A 14,182-nucleotide genomic window follows, 5' to 3' on the forward strand; every position below is an offset into this window, starting at 1 on the left:
AACAACAAAACTGACAAACAGACCATTTAAGTTATAAAAAAAGCACAGCTAATTTAATAAATTAACCTACCTTTGCACAACTTCAAGTCGGCCAGAATTTAGATAGTGATTATCTATAATTTTGGTCATTTTTACGTTAATAAGGAAAGACATGGATTATGCAATAATTGCAGCGGGCGAAGGTTCTCGCCTTGCACAAGAAGGAATTAAATGGCCCAAACCGCTTGTTCGGTTAAATGGAACAGCTTTAATTGACAGATTGATTGATATATTCTTGAAGAATGATGCATCTTCAATCCGGATTATTGTCAACGAAGAGATGACAGAAGTGCAGGAACACCTGAAAGGATTAAAACTACCGGTGCCTTTTCACCTATTGGTTAAGTCAACTCCCAGTTCGATGCACAGCTTCTATGAATTAAGCCGTCAGTTTGAAAGTGATCAGCTTTGTCTGACAACCGTTGATACCATCTTCCGGGAAGAAGAGTTCTCTTCGTATATTCGTGCATTCATATCAAATTCAGAATTAGACGGACTGATGGCTGTGACAGACTACATCGACGACGAAAAGCCTTTGCATGTGCAGACAGATGACCACATGTTTATCAAGGCATTCCTTGATCAGACAGAAACACCCCAGTATGTTTCCGGTGGAATCTATTGCCTGCGGCAGCCCGCTATTCAGATTCTTTCTCATTGCATAGAACAAGGCATGTCGAGAATGCGTAACTATCAGCGCCAGCTCATCACAGAAGGCCTGACAATAAAAGCGTATCCTTTCAGCAAAATCATTGATGTCGATCATGCAGACGACATCCGGAAAGCAGAACAGTTTATAGCATCTAAATAAGCAGTTTAAAATAACATGGAGGAAATGACTATTGCCGGTATCCGTCGGGGAAACCAGTTTTCGCCCAACCATATCGGAAACGATGCGGCTATCTTCAGTCTAACCGCAGAACACTTAGGGAAATTAGGTTGCAAGGTCAACGAATACATTGAATCAGACTTATTATTGCAAGACTTGAATGAGAAGGCAATCTTCAATATGGTCCGCGATTGGAAATCGATTCATAAACTACAGGAACTGGAAGACAACGGACATATCGTGATCAATTCGGGATATGGCATTGAGAATTGTACACGCGAGAAGATGACACGCCTCTTGCTTGACCATCATATTCCGCATCCTACGAGTTTATTCTTATCTACCCAGGCTGATCCGACTCAAATGCTTGAAGAAGCCGGACTGGATCATTGCTGGATCAAGCGAGGTGACTTTCACGCGATCCATCGCGAGGATGTAACGTATGTACGTAACCGGGAAGAAGCCAAAAGTATTTTAAAGGAATATGCCATTCGTGGTATTCCGACAGCAGTGATCAACGAACATCTGGTAGGCGACCTGGTGAAATTTTACGGAGTTACCGGAACTGATTTCTTCTATTGGTTCTATCCTTCCAACCAACATCATAGTAAATTCGGACTGGAAGTTATCAATGGAACAGCTAAAGGTATTCCTTTCAATCAAGACTATATGCAACAAATCTGTAACGAGGCTGCCCGCGTTTTGAATATTCATATCTATGGCGGCGACTGCATTGTCTCGGAAGAAGGAGAAATCCGTATCATTGATTTCAACGACTGGCCCAGTTTTGCTCCGTGCCGGGAAGAAGCAGCTCCTTATATCGCCGGTCGGATTTACGAATTAATCACGAAATAAATCGGAAGACAAAACATAGAATCATGACAAGCAATACAAAACAAAAACCAACCCTCGAATCGACACTCAAGTCGATGGATACCGAGGAGTTTATCGATATACATTTTTATCGGCCAATCGGATATCGATGGGCATTGTTCTTCAACAAATTCGGTATTTCTCCCAATACCGTTACCATTGCCAGTATCTTTATCGGAGCGGCAGCTGGAGTCTGTTTTTATCCGCATAACCTGACGATTAATATCATAGGTATGTTACTGCTGATCTGGGCGAATTCGTATGACAGCGCCGACGGTCAGCTGGCACGGATGACGGGTAAGAAGACTCCGCTCGGACGTATCCTGGATGGTACGGCAGGCGATATCTGGTTTATCTCCATTTATGCAGCCATTTGTGCACGACTCACACCACAATGGGGCATCTGGATCTGGGTTTTCGCCCTGATAACCGGTATTTTCCACAGCAAACAGGCAGCGATGGCCGACTATTACCGGAATATCCATCTTCTTTTCCTCAAAGGAAAGGCTGGAAGCGAACTGTCTCACTCACCTGCTCTAAAAGAGAACTACAAGAAGATGAGCTGGAAAAAGGATTTCATCTACAAGTTGTTCGAAACCTTTTATATCAATTATACTGTCGGACAAGAACGGCTGACACCGAAGTTTCAACGTATGATGCAAATCATTCGACAGGATTATCACGACCAAGCTCCCGAATGGTTTCGGACAGCTTTCCGGGAAAAGAGTCTGCCGCTCATGAAATATACCAACATGTTGTCGTTTAATACGCGCGTCATTGCTTTGTTCATTTCCTTGTTTATTGATATGCCGTGGTTATATTTCACTTTCGAAATCATCGTTTTGAATGCGATGCTGGTTTATATGATCAAACGTCACGAACATATCTGCCAAGGATTTACTCAAGAATTAAAAGAGCGTTGTCAAACAAACTCATGATAAAAAAGAACGGTCATGCTTACAATAGATAAGATAAAAGGAATCATCTTCGATTACGGAGGAACTATCGACAGCAACGGCCTGCACTGGGCTGAAGTTATCTGGAAGGCTTACGAAACCTATCAGGTATCCGTCGCAAAAGCCGACTTCCGAAACGCTTTCGTTTATGGCGAACGGACTTTAGGAAAGAATCCACTGGTCAAACCCGAACATACGTTCCTCGATATGCTGCGTATCAAGATTGATTTGCAGCTGGAATGGCTGAAAGACGAAGGACTCATCACTCCAGCCGACGCATCTTCGCAGAAAAAGGAAGACATTGCCCAGTGGAGTTATGCGAATGCACGGAAACATATCGACATAGCCCGCCCGATTCTGGAACAATTGGCACAGAGATATCCGTTGGTCTTGGTGTCTAATTTCTACGGAAACATCGCATCCGTTTTGAAAGATTTCCAACTGGATCATCTTTTCCAGACAATCGTTGAATCGGCTGTCGTAGGGATCCGAAAACCGGACCCGGCAATCTTTCAGTTGGGAATTGATGCGCTTCATTTCGCTCCCAACGAGATTGTTGTCGTAGGCGATTCGTTTGATAAAGACATCGTTCCGGCAACAACTTTAGGATGCCAGACTATCTGGCTGAAAAGTATCGGTTGGAATCCTTACAAGGGAACAGAAACGGCCGATGCCATCATCACTGATTTTCCACAAATCAAGGAGATTTTCTCTCTCCGATAAAGGTATAGGAAACAAAACATTCCATCCAAGAAAAATCCGGACTGATTGTTATTCTTTCATCAGTCCGGATTTTTTATGTCTTCATCCGAGCGACTAACTCTTTTCCAACGAGAAACTAATCACAATCATCCGACTTATTATCTTTCCTCCGGTCGGAGGAAGCCCATCCTTCGGCCGGAGGAACAGTGTCCTCCGATCGGGGGAAAGTCATCCTTCGGTCGGAGGAAAGATAAATATTCGTTAGTTTGCAGTTAGCAGCTCGGCAGATTCATCTTAATACCTCGGCAGGGAAGCATTAGTCACTCCGCAGGGAAGAACGGACAAGCTTGGTATTCTCCACAAAATAATGTACCTTTGTTTGCCTACTCCGGCAGGGAGAAATAAAAACAAAACGTATGTATTTCAAAGACATTATCGGACAAGAGGAAATCAAAAGGCATTTGATACAGACGGCACAATCGGGAGTGTTGCCTCACGCCCAGTTGTTTACCGAACCAGGTGGAAGTGGAGCCTTTGCCCTGGCCCTTGCCTATGCCCGTTATGTGAATTGTTCCCGACGGACTGACACGGATGCGTGCGGACAATGTCCTTCGTGTTTGAAATACGACGAACTGGCCCATCCGGACCTGCACTTCGTATTTCCGATCGTTGCCAAGAAAGAGCGGAAAAAGGAAATATGCGACGATTACCTGCAGGAATGGAGAGCTTTCCTGCATGACCATACTTATTTTGGTATCGATCAATGGCTGGATGCCATGGATGCCGGTAATTCGCAAGCTTTGATCTATTCGAAGGAAAGCGATGAAATCATCCGGAAGCTAAGTCTGAAAATCTATGAAGCGGACTATCGGGTCTTATTGGTCTGGCTTCCCGAAAAGTTACACGTTAGTTGTGCCAACAAACTACTGAAACTAATCGAGGAACCTCCAGCTCATACCCTGATTCTGATGGTATCGGAACAACCGGATTTAATCCTCGGAACGATCCAGTCGCGCACACAACGCATCAATATTCCACGGATTTTGCCGGAAGATTTGGCCAAAGCCATGCAAAGCCGCTATGGTTTGTCGCCCGAGGATGCTCATTATGTCTCGCATCTGGCGAACGGAAATTACCTGAAAGCCGTCGAAGCAATCAGTGTGAACGAAGAGACGATGTTCTTTCTGGAGCAATTCAAGACCGTAATGCGTAACTCGTGGGCCCGGAATGTAAAGGCCATGAAGGAACAGGCCGATGTACTGGCTTCAATCGGAAGGGAAAAACAGAAGAATTACCTGGCATATTGCCAGCGACTGGTGCGCGAAAACTTTATCTACCGTTTCCAGGCGCCCGAATTGAATTATATGAATCGGGAGGAAGCCGCTTTCGCCGTCAAGTTCTCACCGTATGTCAACGAACGTAACGTTATCGACCTGATGGACGAACTGGCGAAAGCCGAACTGCATATCTCCCAAAATGTCAATCCCAAGATGGTCTTCTTCGACCTTGCCTTACGGATTACGGTATTGATCCGCCGCTAATCAGATGGTTCTGATATGATCAGCCAGGAAAGAAACGCCCAGCTGCCGGCGAACCTCGTCAATAATCTCGATGGTGATCAGGGAATTCTCGTGGCTGTTTACTTCTGATTCCAGCTTTCCAGCCTGCACCAGATTGATAAACTCGGCTACCTCATAATAATACTCGTCTTTATCCGTTACGACAGAAATATCTTCGACCGGTGTCAACGGACCTTTTCCAGACGAAGCCACCGGACGTGCCTGCCATGTCACCCGATTAATCTGGTTGATCTTATCCAGCATGAAGTTTCCGTCCTCTCCTTCTATTTCCGTAGGTAAAGACGAATTGGCAATCTTCGAATACAGAACCGTTGCATTCATCCCTTCATATTCAAAGTTCACGGCACCTTGTCCGTCGGTTCCGGTAGAAAGAACAACACCCGAAACACTGATCTTATTCGGCCGGCCGAACAAGACAACCATCGGATAGACCGTATAAACGCCGATATCCATCATCGCACCATTCGACAATTCAGGTTTAAAGGCATTCAAGACAATTCCTTCCTTAAACTTATCATAACGGGAAGAATACTGGCAATAAGAAGCAAAGTAACGCCGGATCACACCTGCTTTGGGCAACGCCTCACGTAATACACGGAAATTAGGAGTCAGAGTCGGCTTCATGGCTTCCATCAAAGTAACGCCATATTGCCGGGAAGCAGCGATCATCTGCTTCACCTCGTAAGCATTCGAAGCCATCGGCTTTTCGCACAGCACATGTTTTCCGTGCTTCATGCACAAAATACTTTGGGAAGCATGTAAATAGTTCGGAGTTGCGATATAAACCGCATCAATCAGCGGACTTGCCGCCATTTCCTCCAGCGAAGTAAATGTATAGGGAATATCATATTTGGCAGCAAATTCATTGGCTCTTTCCTGCGTACGCGAGCAAACCGCAACCAGCTCAAAACGTTCGTCTTGCTTCGCTCCGGCAATAACCCAGTCGGTGATAAAGTTCGTACCAATGACTCCAAAACGAATCTTATTCATACATAAAATGATTTATAGGATTTTACAGACAAGACATTCCAGAATAAATAAACCAGGCTTCAGATAGGATATATCCAAAACCCGGTTTACATAATCCTTTTGTATCTTATGTATAGATGAATTACTTGCGGAAAGGAGCTTTCACTACCTGAGCCTTCAGATTACGGTTACGAACCTGGATATAAATCTCAGAACCAACTTTCGAATAAGCTGTCTGAACATATCCCATACCGATACCTTTCTTCAAAACCGGCGACATTGTTCCGGAAGTAACAACACCAATGGCATTACCTTCGGCATCCACAATCGGATAACCATGACGAGGAATACCTTTATCTACCAATTCAAAGGCACACAACTTACGGGTAACGCCTTCCTTCTTCTGACGTTCCAATTCGGCACGGTTCGTGAAGTTCTTGCCATCAACAAACTTCGTGATCCAACCCAAACCAGCTTCAATCGGAGAAGTTGTATCATCCAGATCATTACCATACAGGCAGAAGCCCATTTCCAGACGAAGCGTATCACGGGCACCCAAACCAATCGGCTTGATACCTTCCGGCTTGCCAGCTTCGAAGATAGCATTCCAGATTGTCATCGCATCACTCGGATAGAAATAAAGTTCGAAGCCACCGGCACCGGTATAACCCGTATTCGAAATGATTACCTGCTTGCATCCGGCAAATTCACCCGTAGTAAAGGCATAATACGGAATAGCCGACAAATCAACTGGAGTCAGGCGCTGCAATACTTCCAAAGCCTTCGGTCCTTGGATAGCCAACTGAGCGATATTGTCAGACGCATTTTCCAATTCGGCACCTACTGTATTATGACTGACACACCAGTTCCAGTCTTTCTCAATGTTAGCCGCATTTACAACCAACATATATTTCTCCGGTTCATAATGATAAACCAACAGGTCATCAACGATACCACCCTGTTCATTTGGGAAACATGTATATTGCGCTTTTCCTAATGGAAGCACGGAAGCATCATTCGACGTAACCGACTGGATAAAAGCCAACGCATTCGGACCTTTCACCCAAAATTCGCCCATGTGAGACACATCAAATACACCGACACCATTTACCACCGTCATGTGTTCGTCGATAATACCTGTATATTCAATCGGCATGTTATAACCTGCAAATTCATGCATCTTGGCACCCAGTGCGATATGCACGTCTGTAAAAGGAGTTGTTTTCATTCTTTCACGATTTAGATTTATTCTATATAGATAATATTGTTTACAAAATTACTTGGTTGCCACCAATTCTGCAATCTTGACAACCGTTTCCATACTCTTCTGCAAAGAAGGAATAGGAATATATTCATAACGTCCGTGGAAATTATGACCTCCGGTAAACAGATTCGGACAAGGCAGACCCATAAACGACAGGCGTGCTCCGTCGGTTCCTCCACGAATCGGCTTGATCTGCGGTTTCACACCGACAGCTTCCATCGCTTCCGAAGCCAGATCTACAATGTATTTCTTCGGTTCCACGATTTCACGCATGTTATAATACTGATCGTGCATTTCCAAAGAAACCATACCCGGATACTTTTTACTCAACTGTGCAGTGATCTGCTCCAACAATCGTTTCTTCTGTTCGAACAACTCACGGGAATGATCACGGACAATGTACTGCAAAACGGCCTGTTCTACGCTACCGACCATTGTAGTCAAATGAAAGAATCCTTCATAACCTTCAGTTGTTTCCGGACGTTGATCTGCCGGCAACATGGAAGCAAATTCAACAGCCAGCAAAGAAGCATTTACCATCTTGTCTTTTGCTGTTCCCGGATGTACATTCCGTCCGCTGAAAACTACTTTAGCCGCTGCTGCATTAAAGTTTTCATATTCCAGCTCTCCGATTTCTCCGCCATCTACCGTATAGGCAAACTCACAGCCGAACTTTTCTACATTAAAATGATCAGCTCCAGCACCAATCTCTTCATCCGGCGTGAAACCAATCCGAATCTTTCCATGTTTGATTTCCGGATGTTCCTTTAAATAAGCCACCGCTGAAATAATGGCAGCCACTCCGGCTTTATCATCAGCACCCAACAAGGTAGTTCCGTCGGTAACAATCAAGTCTTGTCCGATATATTGTTCCATTTCCGGGAACATACGCGGTGAAAGAACAATATTCTCGGCTTCATTCAATACGATATCACCACCTGCATACGAAACGATTCGCGGTTTAACACCTTCGCCCGACATATCAGGACTCGTATCCAAATGAGAAATAAATCCGATTGTCGGTACTTCCTTATCTTCCATATTCGATGGTAAAGTAGCCATCAGATACGAATTATCATCCAAGGAAATCTCTTCCAAGCCCAAGGCTTCCAGTTCTTTTACCAATGCTTCGGCAAAGACACGCTGGCCGGATGTACTCGGAGTAATACCCGATTCTTCATCCGATTGCGTAGCAAAAGTCACATATTTTAGAAATCTATCTACTACTGTCATCTTTATGTTGTTTTTATAAGAAATCGATTTTCATTTATCAGGGCTAAAATTAGGAAAAGCGGATGAATTAACCAAATAAACCGAATGACAGCTCGACCGAAAAGAGGAAAATTAAGAAAAGATAAAGGAAGACAACAGAAAGCATACAAACGGATACAAACAAAAAAGGATCTTCTTCCGAAGATCCTTCCTTTTCAGGGTGAAAGATGGGGCTCGAACCCACGACCCTTGGAACCACAATCCAATGCTCTAACCAACTGAGCTACATTCACCATCATAATCTTAAACGAACCTCACCGCCTGCGGGGTGAAAGATGGGGCTCGAACCCACGACCCTTGGAACCACAATCCAATGCTCTAACCAACTGAGCTACATTCACCATATCGGTCTTCAGCAGACGCTGTTTCTTTAAGACGGTGCAAAGGTAAGTATATTTTTTAATTCTGCAAACTTTTCGCGGATTTTTTATTCCAATACATTCTTCGAAATCCAAACTAGAGACAAAATGAATACGGTAAACCAAACGATCCAATAACTACCATAAAGCAGAAATGTCTTCAGAATCGCTTTGCCCCAACTGCTCCGAGAATAGACCCGACGAACAGCAATGATACTATATACCAAGAAGTAAATCCATAAAAGTCCATAAATCGCACCCAGATGACAACCCTGCCACAAAAGGATCAGCATGACCGCCGAGATAATCAGCAATACAGAATGCAGATGCAAGGCAAAAACCAGATGCGACATATAGCCCAACTTCTCTTTCCGGAAAAACAACATCAACAACAGGGCAAAGATCGGGATCAGCAACAAGGCTATCAATGGCCAATTAGACGAATACCAGGAAACCAAACGATTGTATTTCCATTCCGAACGCAAGTCTTTCAACTCCCGCTTCTGTTTCTTGGTAACATCTACTTGTGCCTGATGAACCGAATCCTTTTCCAACACAAAAATGGTATCCGATTCTTCCCAGGCCTGAAACTCTTCCTGAAAGATTACTTGAGCCAACTGTACCCGAAACGTATCCTGATAAGGAGATTCCAATAGACGTAACATAGGTTTGTATGATGACAACATAGCCGTATCCGTTACAGTCCAGATAACTGTATCCTCCAGACCGGATTGAGCCATAACGGTTTCATACGAAGTCCAACTTCCTGCTTCTTCCGTATTTTTCAGGACTTCCCATTCGGCCATTTCCTCGGTATGAGCCTGCATCTTTTTCCAGTCATCGAGCAACGAAAAGGCAAAGATGAAGAACAAACAGGACAAGAACATGAACAGGCGCAACGGATGCACGTACGAATTAATCTTTCCGGCATTAAACTCCCGCGTCAGAAAACCCGGACGACGGAATAAATAATATAAGGTAAGCCATACTTTACTATCGAACTGATAGACGTTCTCGAAGTATTGCTGCAGGTATTTCCAGAAAGGCTGCTCGATATCCAACGCATACTGGCCGCATTGCGAACAATACATACCTTTCAGTTTCTTTCCACAATTCTTACAATAGGTATAAGCCGGAGTCCGTTTCCGACGAACGCGCTTCAGGCGACGGTATTCGATCTGACGCGACAACGCCTCTTTCTGCTTCCGGATTTTCTCTTTCCAAGTATCTAACTTCATTCCTCTTTCCTCCCTTTACACATATTCCGTAAAATCTACATGGAACAGATGGATCGCACACCAAACTAAAGTACTGATAAACACACTGCCCAGAATTAGCATATAAAGCACATAAAGCAAACCCGTTTTTATAAAGGCCTTAATCCAGCCGGTTCGTTCATATACCTGATAAATGGCAATCCACATATACAACAGGAACAGACTCATCAAACCCAGTGAAACTTCCTTCGTATAAGGTGTCTTGACATAATAAGCCCACAACAGATTCACCGCCACCAGCAGCAAAAGCACCGAATGTAAATGCAGGGCAAAGGCATAATGCTTCATGTAAGGCATCTTTTCTTTCCGGAAGAACAGTTTCAGTAAAAGGGCGAAAACCGGAATCAGCAACAGCAGGATAATGGGCAGATAAGTCGAGTACCACGACACAAAAGCCCCGAAGTTCATCTCTGTCTCGATCTTTTTCAGTTCTTTTTTCACCTCATCCGGTTCCGAACCGAAATAAGTATCGTCTTCTGCCAAGGCATATACGCTATCCTGAGCCGTTATCGGCAACAGGTAACCTTCCTCGATCAGGATTTTCGGAACCGAAAAGCGCAAGGTATCCTCCGCATCCGATGGCAGCTGCTCACTCATGCGTCGCAACATTTTCTGCATGATTGAATCTCCACAAAAATAAATGGTGGTATCTACGGCTGCTTCACGTTCTTTCTCATTCAAATCGTCATACCAGAAATCGATCACATCTTTGGATAAATCCATCTGGAGAACCACATCCTCAGCCGATATTTCAGCAGATTCGCCCACTTCACCTTCCACAGACCAATTTATACTATCCAGCGAACTGGGAATCAAGGCAAAGAAAAACAGGAAAAACAAACACGACAAGAACATGAACAAACGCAATGGATGTACGTACGAATTGATCTTGCCAGCATTGAATTCGCGTGTCAGGAAACCGGGACGGGTAAAAAGATAGTATAGCGTAAGCCATATCTTGCTATCAAACTGATAAACATTCTCGAAGTATTGAAGGATGTATTTCCAGAAGGGCTGCTCGATATCCAAGGCGTATTGCCCGCACTGATAACAATACATGCCGTCCAGTTTGGTACCGCAATTCTTACAATAAGTATATTGGGGAATTTTTTTTCGCCGCACACGTTTCAAACGCCTATATTCGATCTGGCGGATGATCCGCTCTTTGTGTTTTTGCAGCTTAGAGAAGATCTCTTTGTTTTTCATCGTTAAAATCAACTTAGGTTTATATTTTCATGGCTGCCAATACATGAAAAAGTTTTAATCGGTAATCTATTTTCTCCATTCTCTTCAGATCACAGAAAAATTACCGATTAAAACTTCCTACAAGTCATATCTACTTATTTATAAATCTCTTTTTTTCCTGCCAACAACGTGTTTCGCATCAGTGAAATAATCGTCATCGGTCCTACTCCACCCGGAACCGGACTGATATACGAACATTTCGGAGCCACTTCGTCGAATTTCACATCGCCGCAAAGACGGAAACCACTCTTACGGGTTGGATCAGGCACACGTGTTGTACCAACATCTACAATCACGGCTCCTTCTTTCACCATATCTGCCTTCAGGAATTCAGGAACACCCAAAGCCACGATGATGATATCTGCCTGCAGACACATCTCCTTCAGATTCTTCGAACGGCTGTGACAAACCGTTACCGTACAATCACCCGGATAAGCTTTCTGCACCATCAGCGAAGCCATCGGCTTACCCACAATGTTGCTACGGCCTAAAACCACGCAATGCTTGCCCTGTGTCTCGATATGATTCCGCTTCAACAGTTCCAAAATACCGGCCGGTGTAGCCGAAACGAAACATGGCAGACCGATTGACATACGTCCGACATTAATCGGATGGAAACCATCCACATCCTTGCGGTAATCGATAGCCTCGATTACTTTCTGTTCAGAAATATGTTTCGGCAACGGAAGCTGAACGATAAAACCATCCACATCCGGATCGTTGTTCAGTTCATCCACCTTACGAAGCAATTCTTCTTCGGTTACATCCGCTTCGTAACGGATCAAGGTTGACTTGAAGCCAATCTCACCACAAGTCTTCACTTTGCTGGCAACATACGTTTCGCTACCACCATCATGCCCTACCAGGATCGCAGCCAGATGCGGCACTTTACCGCCTTCCGCCTTGATGCGGGCCACTTCTTCAGCCATCTCCTGCTTCATCTGAGCAGCAGTAGCCTTTCCATCTAACAATTTATATTCCATGATATCTGATTTATTTTATCTTCTGAATCCGAATCCCGGCATCTTCGGGAGTTTCATATTGCCTGATTTGGCATTAGTCAGCATACGCATCATCTTACGAGTCTCATCGAATTGCTTGAGCAGTTTGTTTACTTCTTGGATAGAAGTACCACTACCTTTGGCAATACGCTGGCGACGTGAACCATTCAAGATAGCCGGATTCTTCCGTTCTTCCGGAGTCATTGAATAGATGATCGCTTCGATGCTCTTGAATGCATTATCATCGATATCCACATCTTTCAAGGCTTTTCCTACACCCGGAATCATCGATGCCAACTCTTTCAGGTTACCCATCTTCTTGATCTGCTGGATCTGGGCGATGAAGTCATTGAAATCGAACTGATTCTTGGCAATCTTCTTCTGCAAGCGCTTAGCCTCTTCTTCGTCGTATTGTTCCTGAGCACGTTCCACCAACGAAACGATATCACCCATACCCAAGATACGGTCAGCCATACGTTCGGGATGGAATATATCCAGCGCATCCATCTTTTCGCCGGTTCCAACGAATTTGATCGGCTTATCTACAACTGTACGGATAGACAATGCTGCACCACCACGTGTATCACCGTCTAACTTCGTCAAGACAACACCGTCGAAGTCCAACCGTTCATTGAATTCTTTCGCTGTATTGACTGCATCCTGACCGGTCATGGCATCTACGACAAACAAAGTCTCATCCGGATGGATGGCCGCCTTGATGGCCGCAATTTCCTTCATCATCTGCTCGTCGATAGCCAGACGTCCGGCTGTATCGACAATCACCAGATCGTTACCTTTTGCCTTTGCTTCCGCAATAGCATGCTGGGCAATTTCAACCGGATTCTTATTTTCTTCTTCCAGATAAACCGGCACACCAATTTGTTCGGCCAATACCCGCAACTGTTCGATAGCGGCCGGACGATAAACGTCGCAGGCAACCAGCAACGGCTTCTTGTTTTTCTTGGTCTTCAACATATTGGCCAGCTTACCGGTGAACGTAGTCTTACCCGAACCTTGCAAACCCGACATCAGGATGACTGCCGGACGACCTTCCAGATTCAGTTCGGTAGCTGTTCCACCCATCAACTGAGCCAGTTCGTCGTGCACGATCTTAACCATCAATTGGCTCGGCTTAACCGAAGTCAGCACATTCTGTCCCAAGGCTTTTTCTTTTACCTTGTCGGTAAATGTCTTGGCAACCTTATAATTGACATCGGCATCCAACAAGGCACGACGTACATCCTTTAATGTTTCCGCAACATTGATTTCAGTGATTTTCCCTTCACCTTTCAGCAACTTAAACGAACGCTCCAGGCGTTCACTCAGATTGTCAAACATACAAATTATCTATTTTTTTCGATTATCCAACTGGGAAACGTGTTTCGGGGCATTCCCAAAATCCGCTTCTTTATTTTTAATAGGGAACAAAGGTACTAAAAAGCGTGTAATTATCGATACAGAATACGGAAGAATCTGAGGATAGCCTATTTAATACCCCATAACAGGATACCTCTCTAAAAGATCGGGGAGAAGAACTTTCGCCCTTCTCCCCTACGCCTTGAAATTCGATCTGTCCTCGTTTCCCAGCGAAAGCAAATCATTATTACTATGAATGCCTAAACAAACTGAAAGTCTGTATAGGGGGGTTATCCCTTAGTTTCACAACTCTAGGATAACCATATTGTATAAAAAAGATTATTAATTATACCCGTTGGCGGAATTAAATTGATAAAATAAATATGTATAAAAGGTTGTGCTTATCGCTGATTATTAGTAGATTAGAAGTGATCAAACTATTAATTTACAATAAAGCTAT

The 14,182-nt window shown here is 44.1% G+C and carries 12 protein-coding genes and 2 tRNA genes; 5 read left to right on the forward strand and 9 right to left on the reverse strand.

What is annotated here, in order from left to right:
- Positions 1 to 151 precede the first annotated feature (151 nt).
- The 5 genes from MUN53_RS07390 (at position 152) to MUN53_RS07410 (ending at position 4,940) form a co-directional block, all read left to right on the forward strand.
- The gene (locus MUN53_RS07390; protein ID WP_243324406.1) at positions 152 to 850 is read left to right on the forward strand and encodes an NTP transferase domain-containing protein; all 699 of its coding nucleotides are present in this window, start codon (positions 152 to 154) and stop codon (positions 848 to 850) included.
- 15 nt (positions 851 to 865) lie between these two features.
- Positions 866 to 1,723 carry an ATP-grasp domain-containing protein gene (locus MUN53_RS07395; RefSeq protein ID WP_243324407.1) on the forward strand — a complete coding sequence of 286 codons (858 nt, stop codon included), beginning with the start codon at positions 866 to 868 and terminating at the stop codon, positions 1,721 to 1,723.
- Positions 1,724 to 1,746: 23 nt separating this feature from the next.
- Complete coding sequence (locus MUN53_RS07400; protein WP_243324414.1) at positions 1,747 to 2,679, forward strand: CDP-alcohol phosphatidyltransferase family protein; 933 nt, start codon at positions 1,747 to 1,749, stop codon at positions 2,677 to 2,679.
- A gap of 15 nt (positions 2,680 to 2,694) precedes the next feature.
- Complete coding sequence (locus tag MUN53_RS07405) at positions 2,695 to 3,420, forward strand: HAD family hydrolase (protein WP_243324416.1); 726 nt, start codon at positions 2,695 to 2,697, stop codon at positions 3,418 to 3,420.
- A 395-nt stretch (positions 3,421 to 3,815) separates the two neighbouring features.
- Entirely contained in the window at positions 3,816 to 4,940 is a 1,125-nt protein-coding gene (locus tag MUN53_RS07410; RefSeq protein ID WP_243324418.1) for a DNA polymerase III subunit, read from the forward strand.
- On the opposite strand, the gene MUN53_RS07415 is transcribed toward MUN53_RS07410, so the two are convergent.
- The 9 genes from MUN53_RS07415 to ffh all read right to left on the reverse strand — a co-directional run bounded on the left by MUN53_RS07415 (position 4,941) and on the right by ffh (position 13,704).
- Complete coding sequence (locus MUN53_RS07415; RefSeq protein ID WP_243324420.1) at positions 4,941 to 5,969, reverse strand: Gfo/Idh/MocA family protein; 1,029 nt, start codon at positions 5,967 to 5,969, stop codon at positions 4,941 to 4,943.
- 121 nt (positions 5,970 to 6,090) lie between these two features.
- Positions 6,091 to 7,176 (reverse strand): glycine cleavage system aminomethyltransferase GcvT, encoded by a 1,086-nt coding sequence (gcvT, locus tag MUN53_RS07420; RefSeq protein ID WP_022456248.1) that lies wholly within the window; start codon positions 7,174 to 7,176, stop codon positions 6,091 to 6,093.
- A 48-nt stretch (positions 7,177 to 7,224) separates the two neighbouring features.
- Positions 7,225 to 8,445: a peptidase T gene (gene pepT, locus MUN53_RS07425; protein WP_243324422.1), complete on the reverse strand. Its 1,221-nt coding sequence runs from the start codon at positions 8,443 to 8,445 to the stop codon at positions 7,225 to 7,227.
- A gap of 197 nt (positions 8,446 to 8,642) precedes the next feature.
- Positions 8,643 to 8,718: transfer RNA gene (locus MUN53_RS07430), tRNA-His, on the reverse strand.
- A 32-nt stretch (positions 8,719 to 8,750) separates the two neighbouring features.
- Positions 8,751 to 8,826, reverse strand: a tRNA-His gene (locus tag MUN53_RS07435).
- A gap of 85 nt (positions 8,827 to 8,911) precedes the next feature.
- A complete protein-coding gene (locus MUN53_RS07440; protein WP_243324425.1) occupies positions 8,912 to 10,081 on the reverse strand; it encodes a DUF3667 domain-containing protein in 1,170 nt (389 codons plus the stop codon).
- 15 nt (positions 10,082 to 10,096) lie between these two features.
- Positions 10,097 to 11,326, reverse strand: coding sequence for a DUF3667 domain-containing protein (locus MUN53_RS07445; RefSeq protein WP_243324427.1), 1,230 nt, complete (start codon positions 11,324 to 11,326; stop codon positions 10,097 to 10,099).
- A 134-nt stretch (positions 11,327 to 11,460) separates the two neighbouring features.
- Positions 11,461 to 12,348, reverse strand: coding sequence for a bifunctional methylenetetrahydrofolate dehydrogenase/methenyltetrahydrofolate cyclohydrolase FolD (gene folD, locus MUN53_RS07450; protein ID WP_022456252.1), 888 nt, complete (start codon positions 12,346 to 12,348; stop codon positions 11,461 to 11,463).
- A 15-nt stretch (positions 12,349 to 12,363) separates the two neighbouring features.
- A complete protein-coding gene (ffh, locus tag MUN53_RS07455) occupies positions 12,364 to 13,704 on the reverse strand; it encodes a signal recognition particle protein (protein WP_243324429.1) in 1,341 nt (446 codons plus the stop codon).
- Between the last annotated feature and the right edge of the window lie 478 nt (positions 13,705 to 14,182).

Origin of the sequence: Parabacteroides faecalis (assembly GCF_022809355.1) — a bacterium.
In the GTDB taxonomy this organism is placed as follows: domain Bacteria; phylum Bacteroidota; class Bacteroidia; order Bacteroidales; family Tannerellaceae; genus Parabacteroides; species Parabacteroides faecalis.